This is a genomic window from Paenibacillus sp. EKM211P (assembly GCF_011066175.1).
Lineage (GTDB): Bacteria > Bacillota > Bacilli > Paenibacillales > Paenibacillaceae > Paenibacillus > Paenibacillus polymyxa.
On the sequence record NZ_JAAMNS010000006.1, the window covers coordinates 97,552 to 120,673 of the forward strand.

General features: G+C 46.4%; 19 protein-coding genes. 6 read left to right on the forward strand and 13 right to left on the reverse strand.

The window, feature by feature from the left end:
• Positions 1-328 precede the first annotated feature (328 nt).
• The 9 genes from G9G57_RS11940 to G9G57_RS11980 all read right to left on the reverse strand — a co-directional run bounded on the left by G9G57_RS11940 (position 329) and on the right by G9G57_RS11980 (position 10,048).
• On the reverse strand, positions 329-769 hold the full coding sequence (locus G9G57_RS11940; protein ID WP_164964986.1) for a hypothetical protein: 441 nt from the start codon (positions 767-769) through the stop codon (positions 329-331).
• Between the two features lie 47 nt (positions 770-816).
• Complete coding sequence (locus G9G57_RS11945; RefSeq protein ID WP_164964987.1) at positions 817-1,788, reverse strand: ABC transporter ATP-binding protein; 972 nt, start codon at positions 1,786-1,788, stop codon at positions 817-819.
• Entirely contained in the window at positions 1,775-2,812 is a 1,038-nt protein-coding gene (locus G9G57_RS11950; RefSeq protein WP_107734453.1) for an ABC transporter ATP-binding protein, read from the reverse strand. The genes G9G57_RS11945 and G9G57_RS11950 overlap by 14 nt, the downstream gene beginning before the upstream one ends.
• A gap of 59 nt (positions 2,813-2,871) precedes the next feature.
• The gene (locus tag G9G57_RS11955; RefSeq protein ID WP_016820191.1) at positions 2,872-3,717 is read right to left on the reverse strand and encodes an ABC transporter permease; all 846 of its coding nucleotides are present in this window, start codon (positions 3,715-3,717) and stop codon (positions 2,872-2,874) included.
• Between the two features lie 4 nt (positions 3,718-3,721).
• Positions 3,722-4,672 carry an ABC transporter permease gene (locus tag G9G57_RS11960; protein WP_113050862.1) on the reverse strand — a complete coding sequence of 317 codons (951 nt, stop codon included), beginning with the start codon at positions 4,670-4,672 and terminating at the stop codon, positions 3,722-3,724.
• 73 nt (positions 4,673-4,745) lie between these two features.
• Positions 4,746-6,365, reverse strand: a complete 1,620-nt coding sequence (locus G9G57_RS11965; RefSeq protein WP_039276606.1) for an ABC transporter substrate-binding protein — start codon at positions 6,363-6,365, stop codon at positions 4,746-4,748.
• A 159-nt stretch (positions 6,366-6,524) separates the two neighbouring features.
• On the reverse strand, positions 6,525-6,887 hold the full coding sequence (locus tag G9G57_RS11970; protein ID WP_044786849.1) for a DUF1304 domain-containing protein: 363 nt from the start codon (positions 6,885-6,887) through the stop codon (positions 6,525-6,527).
• A gap of 136 nt (positions 6,888-7,023) precedes the next feature.
• A complete protein-coding gene (locus tag G9G57_RS26220; protein WP_044786848.1) occupies positions 7,024-8,535 on the reverse strand; it encodes a methyl-accepting chemotaxis protein in 1,512 nt (503 codons plus the stop codon).
• Between the two features lie 259 nt (positions 8,536-8,794).
• Positions 8,795-10,048, reverse strand: a complete 1,254-nt coding sequence (locus G9G57_RS11980) for a cation:dicarboxylate symporter family transporter (RefSeq protein ID WP_039276598.1) — start codon at positions 10,046-10,048, stop codon at positions 8,795-8,797.
• Between the two features lie 211 nt (positions 10,049-10,259).
• Here G9G57_RS11980 and G9G57_RS11985 point away from each other — a divergent pair, with 211 nt between their 5' ends.
• Both G9G57_RS11985 and G9G57_RS11990 read left to right on the forward strand, forming a co-directional pair.
• Positions 10,260-11,564, forward strand: coding sequence for a sensor histidine kinase (locus G9G57_RS11985; RefSeq protein WP_044786846.1), 1,305 nt, complete (start codon positions 10,260-10,262; stop codon positions 11,562-11,564).
• A 5-nt stretch (positions 11,565-11,569) separates the two neighbouring features.
• Positions 11,570-12,499 carry a response regulator gene (locus G9G57_RS11990; protein WP_016820184.1) on the forward strand — a complete coding sequence of 310 codons (930 nt, stop codon included), beginning with the start codon at positions 11,570-11,572 and terminating at the stop codon, positions 12,497-12,499.
• A gap of 102 nt (positions 12,500-12,601) precedes the next feature.
• Here G9G57_RS11990 and G9G57_RS11995 read toward each other — a convergent pair whose 3' ends face one another.
• Together G9G57_RS11995 and G9G57_RS12000 are read right to left on the reverse strand one after the other, a co-directional pair.
• Positions 12,602-13,084 carry a MarR family transcriptional regulator gene (locus G9G57_RS11995; protein ID WP_016820183.1) on the reverse strand — a complete coding sequence of 161 codons (483 nt, stop codon included), beginning with the start codon at positions 13,082-13,084 and terminating at the stop codon, positions 12,602-12,604.
• Between the two features lie 102 nt (positions 13,085-13,186).
• Positions 13,187-14,680: a monooxygenase gene (locus G9G57_RS12000; RefSeq protein WP_164964988.1), complete on the reverse strand. Its 1,494-nt coding sequence runs from the start codon at positions 14,678-14,680 to the stop codon at positions 13,187-13,189.
• Between the two features lie 306 nt (positions 14,681-14,986).
• On the opposite strand from G9G57_RS12000, the gene G9G57_RS12005 reads away from it, so the two are divergent.
• Both G9G57_RS12005 and G9G57_RS12010 read left to right on the forward strand, forming a co-directional pair.
• On the forward strand, positions 14,987-15,484 hold the full coding sequence (locus G9G57_RS12005; protein ID WP_039276594.1) for a DinB family protein: 498 nt from the start codon (positions 14,987-14,989) through the stop codon (positions 15,482-15,484).
• A 229-nt stretch (positions 15,485-15,713) separates the two neighbouring features.
• Positions 15,714-16,913, forward strand: coding sequence for an MFS transporter (locus G9G57_RS12010; RefSeq protein WP_164964989.1), 1,200 nt, complete (start codon positions 15,714-15,716; stop codon positions 16,911-16,913).
• A 23-nt stretch (positions 16,914-16,936) separates the two neighbouring features.
• Here G9G57_RS12010 and G9G57_RS12015 read toward each other — a convergent pair whose 3' ends face one another.
• On the reverse strand, positions 16,937-17,758 hold the full coding sequence (locus G9G57_RS12015; protein ID WP_117290263.1) for an endonuclease/exonuclease/phosphatase family protein: 822 nt from the start codon (positions 17,756-17,758) through the stop codon (positions 16,937-16,939).
• 5 nt (positions 17,759-17,763) lie between these two features.
• Positions 17,764-19,428, reverse strand: coding sequence for a PTS transporter subunit IIBC (locus G9G57_RS12020; protein ID WP_016820178.1), 1,665 nt, complete (start codon positions 19,426-19,428; stop codon positions 17,764-17,766).
• 245 nt (positions 19,429-19,673) lie between these two features.
• Between G9G57_RS12020 and G9G57_RS12025 the strand changes: the two genes are divergently transcribed.
• A complete protein-coding gene (locus tag G9G57_RS12025) occupies positions 19,674-20,681 on the forward strand; it encodes a LacI family DNA-binding transcriptional regulator (RefSeq protein ID WP_017425636.1) in 1,008 nt (335 codons plus the stop codon).
• A 154-nt stretch (positions 20,682-20,835) separates the two neighbouring features.
• A complete protein-coding gene (locus tag G9G57_RS12030) occupies positions 20,836-23,118 on the forward strand; it encodes a glycoside hydrolase family 65 protein (RefSeq protein ID WP_164964990.1) in 2,283 nt (760 codons plus the stop codon).
• Positions 23,119-23,122 lie beyond the last annotated feature (4 nt).

The window sequence follows — 23,122 nt, forward strand, 5'->3', positions numbered from 1 at the left end:
ATCTCTTAGATAGTATAATAGCCAGCCAGTTAGAAGAATCCTCCCTACATCTAAATAAACTACATTAGTCACGAACGAGTTTTTTGTTCCATATTTCGCAGGTTTTTGAATTCTCGAACACTTCATCATTATAAAAAATAGCAATTTTTTTTGTTTCGATATCTATTCCGTATTATATTTTAGTACCGTTCCTATATTTACATTTTTTTCTAATAAAAAAACAAAATAAAGTATTATCCAGAAAAATTATGTCTTATAGTAACATATATATTGCAACCTTCACTTCTGTTGATTCTGCAGAATAAGCTCTACAAAGTCAACTTTTAATCTATACAGCAGGCACAATGCGGTACAATCCTGCAGTATCGCCAGTCGCGGGCCGTACCTCCTGAATGACCCAACCTAACGACAGCACCTGCTCCAGCCGATCATACTCAGCCTGCGTCAGTTCGGATGTGACAGCTTCGCTTCCTTCCTCCAGAGACAGCTCAGGCTCACGTCCGAGCGCCACGGCAAGCCACGTGCGAATGCCCCGGATCGTATTATATTTGATCTGATACCCGTCTGTTACCGCGCTGACAAACACCTCCGGTTCATTGGCCGCCAGCCCGGTGGCAAGCTCCGCATAATCAAATTGTCCGTCCGTTGGCAGCTCATTTTGCTGCACCCGACGGATGAGTTCCTCAGGGGACCAGCCTAATGAACGTAAAGATTCCAGCATGAGCGCGTCCCACTGGGAAATACGTACTCTATTCGTTGATTCAGTCATCGTTTTTTACCTCCTATAGGTTATGTACACGTACAACCAATCTTAACCTAACGGCTAACCGGGTACGCCACATAATGTCCGGGACTAATTTCTTTCAGCTCGCCGGTATCGCTGCTATCCTTGTCCCATACCCATGAACCGTCGGGTTGAGCCAAGCTATTCTGCCGCTCGCCGACCGCTCTCGGATCAGGCACAGGGATGGAGGAGAGCAGCGCCTGCGTGTAGGGGTGAGCGGGCTGCTCATACAGTTCATCTGCGTCGGCTACCTCCACCAACCGTCCATGATACATCACGCCGATTCGATCCGAAATATGCCGCACCATCGACAAGTCGTGAGCGATGAACAGATACGTCAGTCCGAACTCCTGCTGGAGATCCTCCAGCGTGTTAATGACCTGCGCCTGGATGGACACATCCAGCGCCGAAATCGGTTCATCACAGACGATGAACTCGGGATTCACGGATAAGGCACGAGCGATGGAAATCCGCTGGCGTTGACCGCCGCTAAACTCGTGCGAATAGCGGTACAGGTGCTCTCGCTTCAGCCCTACCTTCTCCAGTAAAGCCACTACGGCATCCTTACGCTCACTGCCCTGATGCAATCTGTGAATATCCATCGGCTCACCAATCAGGTCAAGCACGTTCATACCCGGATTAAGCGAGGAATATGGGTCCTGAAAAATGCTCTGAATACGCCGACGCAGCGGCTTGAGCTGCTTGTCATTCAGCTTGGAAATATCCTGACCGTCAAAGCGTACCGTACCTTCCGTATAATCGTATAACCGTGTCAGGCAGCGTCCAACTGTCGATTTGCCACTACCGGACTCACCAACCAATCCGAACGTCTCGCCGCGCTTGATGTGGAAGCTTACGCCGTCAACCGCCTTGAGCACCTCGGAGCTGCGCCCTAACAAATCCTTTGCGGTCACAAAATGCTTTCTAAGCTGGTGTACCTCCACCAAGGGCTGATCCTCACCCGCCACATGGTTGGCCTCTCTCAACGCTTCATTCACCGTCATTCCCCTCCTCTGCACGACCCGCTTCGGACGTCTCGTAGACTCCGGCAGGCACGGCGTCCGGCTCGTTCAACCAGCAGGCTGCTCGCTGGTCAGAGCGCAACTCCACCATTGGCGGCCGCTCCACACAGCGGGCAAACGCATGCGGGCACCGTTCCATGAACGGACAGCCTGATGGCGGGTTCACCAGATCCGGGGGCGTGCCCTCAATCGGCACCAGCCGCTCACGGAAGCCGTTCGTACGCTGGGGTACAGAGCGCAGCAGACCCTGCGTATATGGATGCCCAGGACGATAGAAGATATCGTCCACACGCCCCTCCTCCATCACCATGCCGCCGTACATTACGATGACACGGCTGCACACCTGGGCGACGACGCCCAGATCATGGGTGATCAAGGCAATCGCCATATCGGATTGCTGCTTGAGCGTCTTGAGCAGCTCCAATATTTGCGCCTGAATCGTCACATCCAGCGCTGTAGTTGGCTCATCTGCAATCAGTAGCTCCGGGCTGCACGAGAGCGCCATTGCGATCATCACCCGCTGGCGCATCCCTCCGCTGAATTGATGCGGGTACTGATTCATTCGACGCTCCGGTTCAGTAATACCTACCTGTCGCAGTAGCTCCACAGCTGCCTGCGTAGCTGCTTCCTTGCTCAATCCTCGATGCCTGCGAATCACCTCGACCAGATGATAGCCTACTTTTTTGACCGGATTCAGCGAAGTCATCGGGTCCTGAAACACCATTGCGATTTGGTTACCGCGTATTTTACGCCATTGTTTTTCTGTCAGCGCGGTCAAACTTTCTCCACGGTAACGGATATCGCCGTTCAGCCGCTTGCCGGGCGGGGCAATCATCGACATGATCGCTTTCGCCGTAACGCTTTTGCCGCTACCGGATTCTCCTACAATTCCTACCGTTTCTCCAGCATCAATATGAAAGCTAACCCCTCGAACGGCCTGATTCTCCCCCTCACGAGTGAAAAACGAGACCTCCAGCTGTTCGACGGACAGCAGATGTTCTGTCATTGTGTTTTCGCCCCTTCCTGTCGCTCCTGGAGCCGTTGGTAATGGATCTATGCTGTGAATCATCGTTTTACTAATTTGGGCTCAAAGCCTACACGCAGTACATCTCCCAGTACATTAAAGCTCAACACGGTCAGTAAAATAAGCAGTCCCGGAAACAATGCCATATATGGTGCCTGTGCAATATAACCTTGGGCATTATTCAGCATACTGCCCCACGTAGCGTTCGGCAGTTGAACACCAAAGCCGAGAAAGCTCAGTGATGATTCCATCATAATGGCTGAAGCGATATTGTTCGTCGCTCCTACGATAATGACTGGAATCAGATTGGGAACGATGTGCTTCAGGATAATGCCAAATGTACTTTGTCCTGAAGCCTTAGCGTATAGTACATACTCCCGTTCGCGCAGCGTCATCGTCTCTGCCCGCACCACCCGGGCGATATTCATCCACATGAGCAGGGCGATAATGACAATGATATTGCCAACGCCTGGCTTCAAAAACACACTAAGCAGCAATATAACTAGAAAAGACGGAATCGACATGATTAGCTCCAAAATCCGCATAAGCAGGTTGTCAATCCACCCGCCAAAATAGCCGCTCACAATGCCTACCACTGCACCAATACTGGTCGCAATAATCATAGAGGCAAAGCCCACCAGCAAGGATACACGACCGCCATACAGCGCTCTTGTAAAATAGTCCCGACCGTAATCGTCCGTTCCAAACCAGTGTGCGCCTCCCGGTGGTTGGAGGCGCTCCAGTACGTTCAGCTTATTCGGGTCCTGCGGTGATAAAAATGCGAAAATCGCTCCCAGCGAGAATACGATCAATAGTATGAGGGCGACGGCGCCCATTTTGCTCGTCATCAGCTCGATCCCGATGTTGCGCCATTTGCTCCGATTCATGTTTTCACCTCGTTGATTTAATTCTCGGGTCCGCCATGCTGTACAAGATATCTGCCAGCAGATTACCCAGGATCAGCAGCAAAGCGGAAAATAAGGTAATCCCCATAATGACGGGATAATCCATTCCTTTTACAGCCGTCATGCCCAGCGAGCCAATACCCGGCCAGGAAAATACCGTCTCCGTCACAATGGCTCCCGCCACCAGGTCCGCAACCGACATACCAAGCAGCGTAATGATGGGCAGCAGCACATGCTTGAGCACGTGTCGAAACAAAACCAGTCGTTGTCCAGACCCGAACGCGTATTGAATCTGCACGTACTCTTCCTTAAGCTGCGTAATCGTGCTGGAACGGATGTACCTCACATAGACAGATAGAAAGCCAAAGGCCAGTACAAAACATGGCAAAATGCCATGCTTGATCACATCCAGCACCGAATCCGTTCCGATCGTACGCATCCCTGTACTTGGAAGCCAATGCAAATAAATTGCAAACAGATAAATAAGCAAAATGCCAAGCCAAAACAATGGGACAGAAATACCGATGTACGACATTAGATTAATGAGCTTGTCGATCCAGCGATTCCGATTGGCCGCAGCAATCAAACCAAGTGGAATTGCAATCAACACAGCGAGTATGATGGAGGCGCCCATTAACCCCGCTGTCGCCGGGAGACGGCCGAGAATCTGATCCAGTACAGGCTGATGATTAATTAGCGAATAACCTAGATCTCCTGTCAGGCTTTTTTTAAGCCATAATATGTACTGTACATAAGCGGGCTGGTCCAGCCCCAAGCTATGCCTCATTCTTTCAATATCTCCCAGATGCATATTCGGTGTAACAAAAGAGAGAACCGGATCACCTGGAGCCAGCTTGATCAAGCCGAAGCAGACGATGGACACAAAAAATAGCATCGGTATAACTTGCAGCAACCTTCTGGCGATGAGTTGTCTCATACGTTTTCCTTCCCCTTGCTGTTTTCGAAAAAAATAAGCTGGTTACCCCAGCTTATTTTTTGAAAACCCTGTCTTATTTGTGATAAATTTTGGACAAATCCTCGAAAATCACGACCGGCTTCAACACAGCCTGATCAATACCGCCATACTGCTTGTCGAAGGCCACAATCGTTTTGGTGTATGCAATTGGGTAGATAACCGCATCATCAGCCAAAATTTCTTGTACCTTTTTATAAATTTCTCCACGTTTAGTCGTATCCGACTCACCCGCGCCCTCTTCCAACAACTTATCTACTTCTTTATTAGAATAATGCGAATAGTTGGAGGACGATCCCGTGCTATACAAAATACGATACGCATCAGGGTCATACCCCATGATATAGCCGCTGATCGCCAGATCGAAATCCTTGGCATTCGTATCAACGAATTTTTGCGACCACGCTGAGGAATCCATGCTGTTCACCTCCAGCTGAACGCCAATATCCTTGAACTTCTGCTGGATATACAGCGCCTGTGCTTCCTGAACCTTGTTGCCGCCCGGAATGATAATGCGCAGCTTCAGCCCTTCAGCGCCAGCTGATTTCAGCAGCTCCTTCGCCTTGTTCACATCATTATTGAAAAATGCAACATCATTCGTGTGATACAGTACATCCTGTGTCAAAGCGGACTTTGCAGTATCTGCATAATCTTTGGAGCCATACGATACCTGGATCAATTCATCCTGATTCAGTGCATAAGAAAGCGCCTGACGTACTTCTTTTTTGTTCAACTGCTTCGTATCACTGTTTTCATTAAACATCAGGTAAGCCAAGCGGCCTTCGCTGTAAGGGAAAATGTCAAACTTATCTGTCGCTTTAATGGTGTCTACGTTTTGTGGGTCGAGATAGTTTACATTGATTTCACCATTTTGCAGGGCTAAATTGGCAGCATTCGAATCTTTAACAATTCGATATGTCACAGAATCCAGATGCGGCTTGCCGCCAAAATAGTTATCGAACCGTTCAAGTGTAACGTACTCGCCGGTTTTGTACTCTTTAAATTTGAAAGGACCTGATCCAACCGGAGTGTTGTTTTTCGTGCTTTTCTCAATATCCGCTTCATTCTCAAAAATGTGCTTCGGAATCGGGGATACCTGTACCAGGGCTGCCTCAAAAGCTGGGGCTGGCTGAGGAAGCTTGAAGTCCACCGTCGTATCATCAACCTTGCTCGCCTGTACCGGCTTGCCGTTGACCATAAAATTACTTCTCAAGAAGCTGTGCTGCTTCTCATCTAAAATTTTGTTAATCGTGAAAACGACATCGTCAGCTGTCAGCTTCTCGCCATCATGCCAAGTCAGATCCTTTTTCAGTTTTAGTGTATAGGTCAACTTGTCTGCCGAAGGAGTCAGGCTATCTGCCAAATAAAACGTCTTCTTGCCATTGTTCACTTGGAACAAAGGTGCAAATATCGCTTGATCTATCGTCAGACTTACCCGGTCACCCGCATAGTTCGGATTCAGCACCACCGGATCGGCTTGCACGCCGATAATCAGGCTGCCACCATCTTTGGGCTGTCCGTTATCCGCTGTAGTTGCATCTGTGCCAGACGCACTACCATTCGTCGCAGACGAAGATCCCGAATTTCCGCCGGAGCATGCACTTACTACCAACATTAATACGATGAATACGAATATACCTGTCAAATTACGACGCATCGCTCTAGCCTCCAAATTCTTTAAGTATGTATTAAAAAATATTATAAATCGGAATAGTCGGATTTACAATCGTTCAAAAACTGTTTATTCCCCTTGTCATTAGCATTGCAGACATTATGTGATCGAATTAGCAAAAAAGACACCCGTTAAGGGCGTCTTTTAGAAGACCAGCAAACTGATTAATGCCAAGATGGCAGGCAGACCTTGCTTTAATAAAATAGACTTATTAGCCGTTAATGCACCATACACTGCAGCCACTACTACGCAAATGACAAAAAATAATTCGATTTGCCGCCCGATCACAGGATCGGGATAGAACAAGCCCCACACCAATCCAGCAGCCAGAAATCCGTTATACAGCCCCTGATTGGCTGCCAAGGACTTGGTCACTCCTGCCAGTTCCTTCGAGGTACCGAACGTACGCATCGCGCGTGGAGTCGTCCACAAAAACATTTCCAATACTAAAATGTACACGTGCTCCAGCGCTACAATTCCAACCAATATTGAACTAAGTAGGCTCAAATCGCTTCCTCTTTTCCACATGAAATTACTCTGAGGTCATCTTAGATTGATCCTCAAAAAGTATAGTTCATCTACCAAAAGCAGTAAAGAGACCGAGCCTATGGCCCGGTCTACTATTTACATGAAGTCTAAAACCTTACATCGTTCTCGCAAAATCCAACAAAGCTTTGGACATACTGTTGATCTCGTCCGTAGATGCATTGACTTGCTGTGTTAGCGCGGCTTGTGTTTGTGTCAGCGTAGACATATTCCCGATGTTGTGCAGAATTCGCTCGATGAGTGTTTTCATTTCGTCCAGACTGGTCTCGATATTCCCGGTCGCATCCGCACTATGGATGGCAAGTTTTCTGACTTCATCTGCAACTACTGCAAAACCCCGTCCCTGCTCGCCTGCACGCGATGCCTCGATTGCAGCATTCAGACCCAATAGATTCGTTTGATTCGCAATCTCTTTAATGAAGTTCGAAATGTTTTGCGTCTCTTCTGCACTGACTTTGGCCTGATTCGCTGCCTCTGTCGATTGCTCTTGAGCCGTAGCCAATTCCTGTGCCTGGTTACTAACCGAGTTAACACCGTTCACCATTTCTGTAATGGAATCGGAGAGATGCTGAATTTTGAGCGTAAGCTCGTCTGCAACAGCCTGCTTTTCCTTTTCCACTGTGATATCACGGATGGTTCCGGCAATGCGAATAGGTACTCCCCTGCTATCGCGCAATGTTTTCCCACTGCAATAGTACCAGCGATGTTCACCATTCTTACGCACTAAACGGCATTCCATTTCGTACGGTGTGCGCCCCGTATAATCATTTAAATGATCATTCAAAACTTTAATCGCCATTTCAGCATCCTCAGGATACAGGATTGAAGCCCAGCTGCTAAGCTTGCTTGGAAAATCCTGCTCGTCCTTAAAACCCAGCGTTTCGCGGAATTGCGGTGACCACCAAAATGTATTATCCGGATTCTCTATGTCCCCTCCGATAATATTTACATCGTAAGGAGCTTCAACCAACACGAGGTTAATGAGATCATATCTTGTAACTAGCGCCTGAAGCTCCTCGGACTTAATCTTCTGATCGTGCACATCCAACAGAGCGCCCGCAATACGAAGCGGCACTCCCTGCTGGTCACGGATCGTCGTTCCGGTAGCCCGGAACCAGCGATATTCTCCATGCTTCAGCCTCAAACGATACTGTACGTCATAAGGGGTTTTCCCCGTAGTATCCAGTAAATGATCAGACAATTCTGCCAAAGATCTGTCATAGTCTTCGGGGTGTAGTCGAGATGACCAGCTGTCCAATACATTGGGGAATTCCTTTTCGCTCTGATATCCCAGCATAGAACGGAATTCTTCTGACCATGTAAACGTATTACTTGGATTGACGGGATCACCCGCAATGACCTCCATGTCCCATAAGCCAATCTCTATCGCCTTGGTAACAAGCTTCAAACGGATATCAACATGTTGAGCATCATTTTTCATGGACTCTATCGCTTGGTTGACATTGTTTGCGATTTCTTGAATTTCAGGAGATGCTGAGGAAACCTGTATTGCAGCAGAATAATCCTTTTGCTGTATTCTTTGTGAGAGTTTGCGGCTTTCTTCTACTAAAGGAGCAAGTGATTGAGACTCATTTTTCTTGAGAAACATATATGATCTTCCCTTCTAAGCCAGTTATATAAAACGGTATAATTTAATATCGGAATTTTATTAAGAATCATTATAAATAAATCTATAATCGTATAGGTATTAAGACTTATTTTTCGTGTCCATATACCTATATATCCATACAAAAAACATCGAAAAATGTCGAAAAAGGAAGTGTGTTAACAAGTCTGGAAACAAAAAGAACACCTCTGCATTACTTCGCAAAGGTGCTCTTGGTATCCACTATTCGGTTCAATGTATCTTATTTAATTGAAGCAACGTATTCCTCGCCTTTTTCTTTATCATATTGTCCTTCCCATTTGGACATGACTACAGCCGCAAGCGAGTTCCCTAAAACATTGACTACCGTACGCGCCATATCCAGAATACGATCAATACCAGCGATAAAGGCCAGACCTTCCAGCGGGAGATTCACTGCTCCCAGCGTAGCGAGCAACACGACAAAGGAAGCGCCCGGCACGCCTGCAATACCTTTGGAGGAAATAATCAGCACGAGTACCAGCGTGATTTGGGTCGTGATCGGCAAATCAATGCCATACATTTGGGCAATGAAAATTGCAGCCAGTGCTTGATACAGAGTGGAGCCGTCCAGATTAAAAGAATATCCGATCGGAATGACAAAGGATGTGATTCCCTTCGGACACCCGAATTTCTCCATCTTCTCCATGATCTTAGGCAGGACACTTTCCGAGCTGGCCGTCGAATATGCAAGCAACAGCTCACTTTTCAAAATTTTAACCATAGTCCAGAGACGGGTACCGCAAAGCTTGGCGATAATTCCAAAGACAATCACAATAAACAGTAACATGGAGCCATACACTGACAGTACAAGCTTCAATAACGGCCATAACGAGGCTAATCCAAACTTGGCCACTGTCGTGCCAATCAGTGCAAATACACCGAACGGAGCGAGGCGCATGACCTGATTGGTTACCCAGAACATGGCGTCGGCTACACCTTCAAAGAAATTCAGCACAGGCTTGCCCTTGTTACCAATCGCAGCTACTCCTAGTCCAAACAACACGGAGAAGAATATAATAGCCAGCATATCTCCTTCGCCCAGGGCTTGAATAACATTGGTAGGTACAATATGCACAATCGTATCTATAAAGCTATGGCCTGACTTTTCCGCAGTCTCCACATAGGAATGGATATCGCTCTTGGCCAGGTGGGACATGTCCACGCCCTCACCGGGGCGAACCAGATTGGCAACAAGCAGACCAAACAGGATCGCAATGGTCGTTACAATTTCGAAGTACAGAATCGACTTCCCGCCGAGTTTCCCCAGTTTCTTCATATCTCCGACGCCGGCTACACCAATAATGAGCGTTGAGATTACAATAGGTACGACAATCATCTTGATTAAGCGGATGAAAATATCACCGATCGGCTTTAAGTAGACTTCCACCCCTGAATTGCCGTAAAATAAGGCACCAACAATAATACCTAAAGCCAGACCGATAAAGATTTGCATTGTTAAATTAATCTTTTTCACTTCATGTCCCCCCTGGCTGGTTTGTATATTTTTGCAGTATGCAGCTCTTAATATTCAAATGATGTTATTTATACTACAATCCGAACTATAAAAACCGACAGTTATCTACACATGTATTTGTTTTTTTCTATAAATTCACAAGTATTAATGCTAAGCCTGTGAATTTATCTTACATTGACTTTCTGAAACAAATACCCGGAGGTGAATATGGATGAAGCTAAATACCCTTCTTTTCCTGCTGATGCTTATCTTTGTACCCCTAGCAGGTGAGTTGAATATTCACCCGTTCGATAATACATTTCGTCTCAGCTTTGGTACGCCCGTATTTTTTTTCTTTCTGTTATCTATACGTCATATTCCACCTGCATTATCGGGAGTGTTTGCAGGAATAGCAGTAGTTGCATTTCGTATTTCACTCAATCATTACCTTCATCCCGGCTCTTCCTTTGAAGAATTAATGACCTTGCATGGACCTACCTTTTTTTATTATATGGTTTATGGCCTGCTCTTTCAGGTTCTTAACATTAATGCTGAGCCTTACCGCGCACTGCGTGTGGGCATCCTCTCTGTGGGAATTGAGGTTGCCGCAAGTGTGGCAGAGCTTAGTGTCCGGCGAAGCATTGATGGTGATTTCTGGGACATCGTTAAGATCAGCAAAGTGGCTTTTATGGCCATGATCCGCAGCTTCTTTGTGCTTGGGTTCTATAATATGATTCGATTAAATCAATCTGTTCAGCATGAAGAGGCACAAAGACAGCAAACGGAGCGAATTTTACTCCTGGTATCGGACTTGTATGAGGAGTCAGTCCAGTTAGGCAAAACTTTGTCACATGCAGAGCAAATCACCCGTGAAAGCTATGAGCTATACCGCGAGCTGCAGCAGGATGAATCTCTGAAAGATAGAGAACATTACGCCAGACAGGCACTTCGTATTTCCGGACAAGTCCATGAGATTAAAAAAGACAGCCAGCGGATTTTTGCCGGCTTGTCCAAGCTCATTGATTCGGAAAGCGAAGTGCATTATATGACCTCACAGGAACTTGGCGAGCTGATCGTCCGAACGAACAGCAAATACGCCCAATCGTTAGGCAAGTCTATCCGTTTCACGCTGAATTTCGATCCTTTGTTGCCCAAACTGCATGTTTATACAGTTCTCACTCTGATTAACAACCTGACCTCCAATTCAGTAGAAGCGATGAAAGACAGTGGAAGGATTGACGTCTCCATTCATTTTCTACCAGGGCAAGAGGATATAATATCCTTTAGTGTCACCGATAACGGTCCAGGTATTCCTCAGCGCAAACGGGAAATGATCTTCACACCGGGATACACGACCAAGTATGATGAGGGAGGACAGCCTTCGACCGGCATGGGTTTATTTTACGTGCGTGAAGTCGCGGAGAGTCTTGATGGAACGCTTGAACTACTACAGAATGAAGATGAGCATACAGATAGATTACAGACCACTTTTAGAATCATATTACCTTTACGGAAACTGACGGAGAAAGGAAGATAGCCCGGATGCGTTTTTATATTGTAGATGACGATCAGGGGATTCGTTCTATGCTGGCAGACATTATTGAAGACGAGGGTTTAGGAGAGGTTGTTGGGGAAGCGGAGGATGGTTCCTACGTGAATAGCGGCCTGCTGGAGCTGAACCGAATTGATGTATTGCTGATTGACCTGCTGATGCCGCTTCGTGACGGCATTCAGACCGTGCGTGCACTCGGTGATCAATTTAGCGGAAAAATCATTATGATTTCTCGGATTGAATCCAAAAACATGATCGGTGAGGCGTACTCACTCGGTATTGAATATTATATTGCCAAGCCTTTAAACCGACTGGAAATTATTGCAGTTATCCAAAAAGTAACCGAACGCCTGCGTATGCAGCAATCGATTACAGATATCCAGCGCACACTGCAAGGACTGTCGATGTTCACATCGAATGGCCCATCAGCGACACTGGAACCGACCCGAAACATTGTGAGTTCGGGACAGTTTCTGCTCTCCGAAATGGGAATGATTGGCGAAGCCGGAAGTGTAGATTTACTGGATATGTTGGAATACTTGGACCAATATGAGGAGGAAACAGGCAATCTATCCCCCTATCTGTTCCCCTCGCTAAAGGATATATTTGCCAATATAGCGTTGAAACGATTAGGAGACTCAGCTTCAGCAATAGAGCTAAGCAAGGAAATCAAGGCATCGGAGCAGCGTGTCCGCCGCGCTATTTTCCAGACATTAAGCCATATTGTATCGCTCGGGTTGACCGACTATACTCATCCTAAGTTTGAAAATTATGCATCCAAGTTTTTTGATTTTACAGAAATCCGCAAAAAAATGTTGGAGCTGCAAAACAATGTGGAGCCTTCACTGTCCCAAGCCCGGATTAATACGAAAAAGTTCGTGCAGGTGCTCTATATGGAAGCAAAACGGCTATTGCATTAAAAGAAAAGCACCCGCATCTCTCCATGTGTCTATCACATGAAGAATAAACAGGTGCACATTGTCGATGATTTAAATGTCCTTTGAATTGAGACTCATCTTCTGCTACTCCATAGCTTCCAAGAAACCTACGCCATCGGACAGCAGACGCTTCAAGACATTTAGTTCTTCCGAGCTGTAACGATCTAAAAATTGAAATAACTGATGCTGTGCCTTAGCATGCAGCCGCTCATGTACAAGAAAGAGCTTTTTCCCCAACGGGGTTAGCCGAAAATAAATCTCTTTTTTGTTGTCGTTCAGCTGGGTTCTGCGAATCCAGCCTTCCTTGAGCAGCTTGGTGCTAACTTTCGAAACGGTACCCTTGCTCAGTTCCATTCGTTCCGCTAAGGTTGTAACATTGATCGGCTCATGCCTCCCAATACAATCCATAACGTGCACATCCGTCATATTGAGCGAAGTCATTCCGTCAAAGTGCTCGCGGATTTCCTCGAGAAAGATCATGCCCTCTCTCTGCTGATGCTGCTCCAGTTGGTGATTCATCTTAATAAGCAAATCATAGACATGCTGAACCGATGTCGCCTTCTCCATACGAACAAGTAGTCACTCCTTTGGCATACTCCTCCTTTCATTATAGCCCACATTTGTTTCACAGGAAACAATATGGTCATGATCATACCTTTTTCCTTTATATTAACGTGACAATGCATCCTTAATAACACTCAATATATCCGTTTGTTTCACAGAAACAGCCCAAGCGATATACCCATCCGGACGGATGAGAACCGTATGCACATCTCTCCATCCAACGGGCAATTCTTCAGCTACGGCCTCCACATATGAAATATGTGAAATTGAGATATGGCGAAACTCATTCGATACCTTAGTATCCTGTGCAAGATGGAGAAGCACAAATCGGCCTTCATGAAGAAGATCGTAAGCATACGATGTCACTCCGTTAGGCAACCGCAATTCAAAATCAGCAAACCGTTTCCCGTTCAGCGGATGCTGCGGTATATTGCCAGCCCCTGGATAACATACATCCAGTGCACTAATCTGCTCTGCCATAGACCGATTAATTTCCGGATGGCGGAACCATTCCTCATGTAATTGGCGGTGCGCCAATACAGCAGGCGTAAAATCCATTAAGCGGGTCTGAACCTCGGTATTCCGTAAAAACTGCGTATTAACCGGATAGCGTTCGTCATGATAACTATTCAGCAGCGTGTCTGGAGCCCAGCCACGAATCACTCCTGCTAGCTTCCATCCCAGATTCGCAGCCTCTTGCAAGCCAACATTCATTCCCTGTCCGCCTGCCGGGAAGTGGATATGCGCAGCATCACCTGCTAGCAGGATTCTCCCTTTACGATAGGTCTGCGCCTGCCGCGTTGCATTCCCAAATCGAGATAACCAGCGAGGATTGGATACGCCAAGATCTGTACCAAGCAGATCGTACAGCTCTGTGCGCACTTCTTCCAGCGTTACAGGTGCGTCTTTCGGGACATCCATCAATCGAAGTGTAGTCAAAATAACCCGATAAATACCTGAAGACACGGGGGCAATCATCACCCCGCCTCGTTTACTATATTCGGAATGTACGCCATTTTCAGGCGGATTGGCTAACTCTACATCCGCTAATACAGCAGTCAGAGTAGTATCCGTGCCCGGAAAAGCAATCCCCGCTTGTTTCCGCACGATGCTACCGGCCCCATCCGCTCCTACGACATAGGCAGCAGTCATCACCGATACATTGGCTTGTGGTCCAGACGCGCGTACACTCACCACTTCTACGCCCTGCTCCTGCTCCCGTACAGATACCACTTCCATGCCACGATGGACGATAACTCCCAGCTTGAGCGCATGCTCCTCAATCAACTGCTCTGTAATCACCTGTGGGATAAACAATGTATAATTGGAGGAACTATCAAGCGCAGAAAAATCCAAGCGGGTATCCAGCATTGCAAAGTGACCTGTACGTATAGGTCTGCCGTGCTTCATAAACCGCTCCTTCAATCCACGCATATCAAACATCTCAAGTGTCCGTGGATGTAGCGTAAGCGCACGCGACTGGCGAATAGGCTCCTCCAAACGTTCAATTACACATACGCTTACCCTCGCCAATGCCAACTCAGCAGCCAACCACATCCCAACGGGTCCGCCGCCTACAACAATCACTTCGTAATCCATGTTCACACCCCTATCTAAAAACTTTATTCCCACCACCTATTGTTTCAACAGAAACAATATATATATACAGAAAGCTCCCCTTAACGTTTCCGTATATACTAAACAACACATATAAATGTCGTTTATTGTTTCTCTTGAAACAATATTATTGTAATTTAATTGAGAACAATTATCAACTACTTTATTAAAATGATTTCTGCCCTTTACTTTAAAACACGTATTCATTTACATTTTGGAAAATATAATTGTATAATCGTAAAATAAGACTAAGCTAGAAACAAGCTCTCATAGAAGGGATGATCCTACATGTCGGATGCCAACCAATTATTCGGTCAAGCGCTGGTTAAATCACTGGTCGGGGAACGTGGACATATTCGCGTGGCTCGGGCTTTGCCAGACATTAACGTCGAGCTAGCAGGGAAGAAAAACGCAGAAATGCCCTACAGCATTTATCAACTACTGAAACATATGATTTACTGGCAGCAATTTATGTTGGAGCATTTGGAAGGACGGAAGCCCCAGCTTCCGGGCAATGTCATGGAAAGCTGGCCCGAAGAAATTGGACCGCAAAGCGAAGAGGCATGGCAGGCTGTCATTAATGAATTTTTACAAGGCGTAGATCGGGCTGTGCAAATTGCCGAAACCGCGCAACTGGATGAATCACTGGCTCATTTCCCAGGTGAAACAAAAGCGGGATTGCTGCGAAATATCGCTTCCCACAATTCCTATCATTTGGGTGAAATTGTACTGCTGCGCCGTATTTATGGAGCTTGGCCACCACCAGGAGGCGGCTTCCCTGCTTAAAGGCTACACCACTCCCTTGTCATACGAACAGAGCATAAATTAAACAAAAGAATTCCTCTTATCCGCTGCTCATACCTCCATCAATGCATTGGGATTTGGGTACCGCGAGGAACTCACTTGCGTACTCTATATGGGAACCGACTAACTCGACTTGAAGCCGTTCATCCGTAATCAGGTGTAAACCGAATAACGGTTCCCACGATGCAAACCAAAGAGAGGCTCCGAGGATATGGTAAAACACTTATATTTAAATCGTAATATTGCCTGTATGATCGTGATCAGCCTTATTGCTAACATGAGTGGAAGCATGATCCTTCCACTCTTTGCTATTTATGTAGAGCAATTCGGGATATCTACACTTGGCATGAGCATTTTATTTTCTTTGTTTTATGTGGGAAGATTTCTTGGTGGAGGCATGGCAGGACAAATATATGAAAAGATCGGTGCAAAACGCTTGGGGTTGAGCTTACTCATCGCCGAAATTGTTTGTATGCTTCTGTTCCCGGTTGCAGGAAGCTTCATTGTTTTATCTATACTTAGACTTCTTCAAGGCTTGGTGGCTATAGGGCTAACCGTCTTCGTCAGAGTCACGATCAACCATATGAGCACCGCAGAGAATCGAGGCACGCTCAATGGATATATCAGCAGCAGTGAAGGTACTGGTATGATTTTAGGCCCTCTTATAAGTGGAGTTATCGTTTTTTATTTTTCTTTATCCTTTCCATTCTATTTCGTTGCTTTTTTTGCCTGTATATCCTTCGTTGCCGTTTCAAGAATGACTTTCGCTAATTCTCTCTTAAAGCCACAGCCACAGCATCCCCCCTTTCAAAAATCGCAGAGAAGAATCAAATTAACGAAACAGTTGTTGCTTTATTCCACCGTTCATTTTCTTGAAATGAGTGCATTTGCTATATTTTTAACATACTTCTCAGTATATGCGACCTACAAGCTCCATTGGAGTCCAGCAGAAATCAGCTTAGCCTTTACAATCATCGGCATATCGACCTTTGTATCAGCACCCTTTATTGGCAAAATATCTGATATGCTCAAGGATCGCTTGCTGCTATGTATCATCGGTCTATTGTTGATCATGATGGAAATCATCCTATTTCTGTGGTTCACAGAACCGTGGATCGTATACTTGGGGATGTTCATCGGAGGTATAGGAGGAGCCAGCTATCTGGATTCCTTTTACTCGCAGCTAGGAGATGTTATTCCTGAAGACAATAGAAGCTCATTTATCGGCAATGTCGTATCTTTATCCGAATTGGGGGCCATTGCGTCTCCGATCATCGCAGGTGCACTCATGGAACGTTTTAGCATCAGTACCCCCTTTTATTACAATATGATATTAGTATTGATTGCGATTGTTATTCAATATGTCATTCGATTAAAATCGAACTCCGTAAAAAAAAGGCCAATCGCATAAGCAACTGGCCTCCTTTGTGTTCATCACAGTTCCAACTCGACTGCAACGCCGAAATGATCGGATACAACGGGTCCTGTTTTCCCGTTCAGTACGACCGTTGAAGATTGAACATGTGCGGCCTTATTGGAAAAGATGTAGTCAATACGGAGCGGCTCCGCATTACTTTCCCAGCCAGCAATAGCCTTGATGACCGTGTGTCCTGCATCATGTACTACTGCATTCGGATAGGTGTCTGACCAACCGGATTGCAATACATAGTCATATCCTTCTCCGCGCACTTCAGCCGCGTTGTTGAAATCCCCCATCACAAACATAGGAGCCGGAGCTAAAGGAGCGAGCACTTCGATTGTACGATCCCATAGTCCGCGGAAGGATTCTTCATCATTCCACCAGTTATAATGCCCACTGACAAACCAGGCCTGCACTCCGTCCACCACAGTCTGAATGCCCACAATTTTACGCGAGCGGTAGTTGTCATAGTCCTGTACCGAGGAAACATATTCGTTCACCGTAGCTGTAATCGGTGCTTTGGACAGAATCGCCAAACCCTCGTCATATTTGGCAAAACCCACATGCGCAGGAGCCCACGTCCAGTGATAGGCATCGGACAATAGCCCATTCAGCACATAAGCATAGTTATCACGTTTAATGACAACTTCAGGATCTGCACTATAGTACGCGCCCAAATCGTCCGCTGACAAAGGAGTCTCTTTCATGGACTGATTCACTTCCTGCAAAGCAATGACATCAAACTGCTGTTCATCAATAAAAGCAGCCAATTGCCTCAGCTTATCGTGTTGGTTTTCTTCCATCCAAGCATGTGCATTTAAGGTTAACAATTTCAAGCTAATCACCTATTGAGTATGTCTTGTATATCTGATTTAAGCACATCGGCCTTTGGTCCGTAAACCGCTTGTACCCCATTATCTACTTTAATTAAGCCCAAGGCGCCTAGCGCTTTCCACGTCTTTTCATCCCCGACAGCTTCTGTATCCTTCACCGTCACACGCAGACGGGTCATGCAAGCATCCACCTCGACAATGTTCTGCTCACCCCCAAGTGTCTTGATGATATCCGCAGCCAATTGATTTTGAGTTGAAACCGCTGCCACACCATCCGTTAATGTACTCTCTGCCTCGGAAGTCGCTTGGGGCTCCTCATCCGTATAGTTCCCCAGTCTTCCTGGCGTAGCCATTTTGAATTTACCGATCATAAAATACGCGATAAAGTAGGTTGCTACCGCAAACACAACACAAGTCAGCACGAAGTTGATTATATCCTGTACCAACCCCGCATTTATAGACAATGGCAATCGAGTCAGCAGTTCAATCATACCAAATGAATGTAAACGCAGATGTATGATATCAGCCATTCCGAACGCGATTCCGGTAAGAATAGCATAAACTACATACAACACGGGCGCTACGAACATAAACATGAACTCCAGCGGCTCCGTCACCCCTGTTAAAAAGACGGCTGCTGCTGCAGAGAAAATCATTGACTTGTACTTGCTGCGTTTATCTTTATCTACGCGGCGATACATAGCCACGGCCAGCCCCATAAGGATACCCGCTCCGCCGATCATCTGTCCTACCTTGAAGCGGGCAGGCGTTACGTCTCCCAGCAAGCTGTTGTAGGCTGCCGGATCCGTACCACGAAGCGCACTGAGATCACTAGCCCAAGCCAGCCACAGCGGGTCTTGCCCAGCAACAACGCTTCCTGCTCCAGAACCCGTGAGCACCGTGTAAACGCCACCAAGTTGAGTATAGTTAATAGGAACGGTCAACATATGATGAAGACCAAAAGGAATCAGCAGTCTTTCTAGTGTACCATAGACAAACGGCGCTACAAAAGGAGCCGACTCTCCCGAAGTCGCCAACCAGACGCCAAATTGGTTAATCCCTCCTTGGACAAATGGCCAGACAGCAGACATGATCAAACTAACGATTACAGACCATAAAATCACGACAAAAGGGACAAAGCGCTTACCGTTAAAAAAAGCTAGAGCATCGGGGAGCTTGCGATAATTATAGTATTTATTAAACACCACGGCCCCGACAAAGCCGGAGATAATACCGACAAACACACCCATATTGAGTGCAGGAGCCCCCAAAATAGAGGTGAAATAACCACTAACCGGAATCGTTGCACCGAAGAGGGTATGAGTGGTTGCTCCTTCCTGGGTTAGCATCTTCGAGGATACGCCCAAAATCGTTCCTGTTGAAATATTGATGAGAACAAAGGCAATTAGAGCCGCAAAAGCCCCGCCCGCTCGTTCCTTAGCCCAGGAACCACCAATCGCCACGGCAAACAGGATGTGTAAGTTGTTGATAATGCCCCAGCCCAGATTCTCCATGACCCCGCCGACAGTCACCCAGAAATGAATATCGCCAGCCAACATCGCCACTACTTTACCAAGTGAAATCATAATCCCGGCTGCTGGCATGACAGCAACAACCACAAGAAGTGCCTTCCCAAGCTTTTGCCAAAAATCAAATGATAGAAGTTTTTTCATGCTCGTTCAGTCTCCATCCCTTATAGTATGTATAGCATGGGTAGTGCTCAATAAAAAATATTATGCAATCGGTTGCACGATTATTATAATGATATCGCTTTCTATTGGCAATACCCTAGTTATAAATATCTTGGTTAATGATGATAGAAATACTCGAAAAAGCCGCTAATTTGTTGAAATTGGAGCAATATCGTATGATAGAACATAATATTTTCTGCTTGAGATAGCAAAAGGAGACGAAGACGATGGCAGTAACCATCAAAGATGTCGCAAAACGTGCTAAAGTTGCTACTTCCACCGTATCCCGTGTCATTCAAGACAGCCCCAAAATCAGCGAAGCCACCAAGGCACGCGTTCGCAAAGAAATGAAGGCGCTTGGCTATGAACCCAACTATTCCGCTCAAAGCCTGGCTAACCGTGTCACACAGTCGATAGGCATTATTATGCCTGAATCGGACGTGGCGATCTTTCAGAATCCTTTCTTTCCGGAAAGCCTACGCGGGATCAGCGAATGGGTAAACGAGCACAACTATACACTGTCGATTGTCACAGGCAAGACGAGTGATGAATTGCTATCCCGCGTAAAGTTGATGACCCGGACCGGACGCGTTGACGGCTACATTGTCCTGTACTCCAAGCAAAAGGACAGCATCGTGGAGTATCTTCATAAAGAGAAAATCCCCTATACCGTCATCGGCAAGCCTCAGCAGTTTGTCAGTGAAACTACCCATGTAGACAACGATAACTACCAGGCTGCCAAAGATGTGGTCACTTATTTGACGGGGCTGAAGCATGAGCGCATTGCTTATGTTGGCGGTGATCAGGAACACATCGTAAATCTTGAAAGACTCCGAGGCTACCAAGATGCGCTACGAGAGGCTGGCTTGCCTCTACCAAAAGAATACGTGGTTAGGGAGCCCTTTAATCTGGAGGACATGCGCACGTTATTACAGGCTTCCCCGCCACCTACAGCGATGATCGTTAGCGATGACCTTGTAGCCATGGCCGTACAGAAAATGCTTGCTCAGTTAGGCGTATCCATGCCAGAGCAGCTTTCCATGGTGAGCTTTAATAACTTGATGCTGGCTGAGCTGATGAATCCCCCTCTTACTTCCGTGGATATTGATATCTTCAGCCTTGGTTATCAGGCTGCCAAAAGTCTGATCGAAAAAATTAAAGACCCGAAAGAATTGACCAAGCACATCATTGTTCCCCACCGAATTGTAGAGCGCAAATCAAGCCAGACACTATGAATCTCTAAGAAATGAACAAGAACTGATTTTGTGGATATTCATAAAATCAGTTTTTTTGCGTTGACAGGGCAAACGGTTGCACTATATACTGAACTCGCTCATATATTGGTTCCGTTAAAACAACGATCTCATTTTCCGAGAGGGGTACGCAATCATGGTTTACAACCGATTATTTGACGTAGATAGTTGGAAGCTGACAACACACACTCTACATAGCACACACATGCGATTACAGGAAAGCTTAACGTCCATAGGCAACGGTTATATGGGCATGCGCGGCAATTTTGAAGAAACTTATTCAGGGGATCATCATCAAGGGACGTATATCTCCGGTATATGGTTCCCTGACAAAACAAAGGTAGGCTGGTGGAAGAACGGCTATCCTGAATATTTTGGCAAGGTCATCAATGCTATGAATTTCATCGGCATCCGTCTGATTGTAAACCAAGAGGAAGTGGACTTATTTACGGCACAGATCAGCGATTTTGTGCAGGAGCTGGACATGAAGCAGGGAATCCTGCGGCGCGCTTGTACTGTGAACGACCAGGTTCGTATCACTACAGAGCGTTTTCTGAGCATTACCACACGTGAATTATGCCTGATTGATTATCAGGTCGAAAATATAAGCGATCAGCCTTTAAGCATTGAGCTTGTTCCTTATTTGGACGGCAATACGAAAAATGAGGACACCAACTATGACGAGGTATTTTGGCTGGAAGAGGCCCGTGAGGTTCAAGAGCAATTCATCAGTCTGTCCACAACGACGATAGATAATCCCTTCGGTATTCCGCGCTTTACCGTAAACGCTACCATGGGTATTGTAACCGAGGGACAGGATGAGCAGACGACGGAAGAGAGCTTTTTGTATGCTGCACGCCACTATCAATATAACGTCTCGCCAGGGGACCGTATCCAACTGCAAAAAATTGTAGCCGTCACCACTTCACGCGATATGGAAAAGGATGCATTGATTCCGCAAGCTGAACGCATTGCCGTGGAAGCTGTGAACAAAGGCTACACCTCTCTAAAGCAAGAGCATATCGACGCTTGGGCCAGACGCTGGGACAAGGCAGATGTCGAAATCGAGGGGGATACGGAGGCCCAACAGGGAATACGCTTTAACATTTTCCAGCTATTCTCTACGTACTACGGTGAAGATGCCCGTCTGAATATCGGACCGAAGGGCTTTACGGGTGAAAAATATGGCGGTGCCACCTATTGGGATACAGAAGCATATGCCGTACCTATGTACCTGGCGCTTGCAGACCCGGACGTAACGCGAAATCTGTTGCTGTACCGTCACCAACAATTGGAAGGTGCCAAGCATAACGCAGCCCAGCAAGGGCTTCGAGGGGCATTGTACCCTATGGTCACTTTTACAGGCGTGGAATGCCATAACGAATGGGAAATTACCTTCGAGGAAATTCATCGTAACGGTGCGATTGCATATGCCATTTACAATTACACCAATTATACGGGTGACTTGACTTATCTGCATGAATACGGAATCGATGTACTGGTCGAAATTAGCCGCTTCTGGGCCGATCGGGTTCATTTTTCCAACAGTCGTCAGCAGTATATGATCCACGGGGTTACTGGGCCGAACGAATACGAAAATAACGTCAATAATAACTGGTATACCAATACGTTGGCTGCATGGGTTCTGAAATATACATTATCGGTCTTGCCTCAAATTTCGACTGAGAAAGCGCAGCGCCTGGCAGTTACAGCTGATGAGCTTGCACATTGGCAAGATATCATCAACAACATGTATTATCCGTATGATGAAGAGCGAGGCGTCTTCGTACAGCACGATACCTTTATGGATAAGGATTTGCAGCCTGTATCCACTTTGCATCCGAGCAATCTGCCACTTAATCAGAAATGGTCATGGGATAAAATCCTACGTTCCTGCTTCATTAAGCAAGCAGATGTGCTGCAAGGGCTCTATTTCTTTGGAGACCAGTTCACGCTGGAGGAAAAAGCGCGAAATTTTGCATTTTACGAGCCGATGACCGTTCATGAATCCAGTCTATCTCCTTCGATTCATGCCGTGCTGGCCGCTGAACTCAAAATGGAAGATAAGGCAGTCGAAATGTATAAACGGACGGCCCGTCTGGATCTGGATAACTATAATAACGATACCGAAGACGGACTCCATATCACCTCCATGACAGGAAGCTGGCTGGCGATTGTACAGGGATTTGCCGGGATGAGAACCTATAATGAAACACTCAGCTTTTCCCCTTTTCTGCCGAAGGACTGGAACAAATATACGTTTAAAATCAACTATCGCGGCCGCTTGCTAAGTATTCTCGTACAGGAGGGTGAAGTAGTCATTACCCTGCTGGACGGAGAACCGCTGACGCTGGAGCTGTATGGACAGCCAACGCACATTACCAGTGGGCAATCGTTAATGGCGAACAGTGCTTCATAAATGG

Excerpts from the sequence above, each read along its gene's own strand:
- G9G57_RS12010 (WP_164964989.1), top strand. The coding sequence starts at position 15,714 with ATGGTAAAACACTTATATTTAAATCGTAATATTGCCTGTATGATCGTG.
- G9G57_RS11995 (WP_016820183.1), bottom strand. The coding sequence starts at position 13,084 with ATGGAGAAGGCGACATCGGTTCAGCATGTCTATGATTTGCTTATTAAG.
- G9G57_RS11940 (WP_164964986.1), bottom strand. The coding sequence starts at position 769 with ATGACTGAATCAACGAATAGAGTACGTATTTCCCAGTGGGACGCGCTC.
- G9G57_RS11960 (WP_113050862.1), bottom strand. The coding sequence starts at position 4,672 with ATGAGACAACTCATCGCCAGAAGGTTGCTGCAAGTTATACCGATGCTA.
- G9G57_RS11955 (WP_016820191.1), bottom strand. The coding sequence starts at position 3,717 with ATGAATCGGAGCAAATGGCGCAACATCGGGATCGAGCTGATGACGAGC.
- G9G57_RS12030 (WP_164964990.1), top strand. The coding sequence starts at position 20,836 with ATGGTTTACAACCGATTATTTGACGTAGATAGTTGGAAGCTGACAACA.
- G9G57_RS11990 (WP_016820184.1), top strand. The coding sequence starts at position 11,570 with ATGCGTTTTTATATTGTAGATGACGATCAGGGGATTCGTTCTATGCTG.
- G9G57_RS26220 (WP_044786848.1), bottom strand. The coding sequence starts at position 8,535 with ATGTTTCTCAAGAAAAATGAGTCTCAATCACTTGCTCCTTTAGTAGAA.
- G9G57_RS12020 (WP_016820178.1), bottom strand. The coding sequence starts at position 19,428 with ATGAAAAAACTTCTATCATTTGATTTTTGGCAAAAGCTTGGGAAGGCA.
- G9G57_RS11950 (WP_107734453.1), bottom strand. The coding sequence starts at position 2,812 with ATGACAGAACATCTGCTGTCCGTCGAACAGCTGGAGGTCTCGTTTTTC.
- G9G57_RS12000 (WP_164964988.1), bottom strand. The coding sequence starts at position 14,680 with ATGGATTACGAAGTGATTGTTGTAGGCGGCGGACCCGTTGGGATGTGG.
- G9G57_RS11985 (WP_044786846.1), top strand. The coding sequence starts at position 10,260 with ATGAAGCTAAATACCCTTCTTTTCCTGCTGATGCTTATCTTTGTACCC.
- G9G57_RS12005 (WP_039276594.1), top strand. The coding sequence starts at position 14,987 with ATGTCGGATGCCAACCAATTATTCGGTCAAGCGCTGGTTAAATCACTG.
- G9G57_RS11945 (WP_164964987.1), bottom strand. The coding sequence starts at position 1,788 with ATGACGGTGAATGAAGCGTTGAGAGAGGCCAACCATGTGGCGGGTGAG.
- G9G57_RS11965 (WP_039276606.1), bottom strand. The coding sequence starts at position 6,365 with ATGCGTCGTAATTTGACAGGTATATTCGTATTCATCGTATTAATGTTG.
- G9G57_RS12025 (WP_017425636.1), top strand. The coding sequence starts at position 19,674 with ATGGCAGTAACCATCAAAGATGTCGCAAAACGTGCTAAAGTTGCTACT.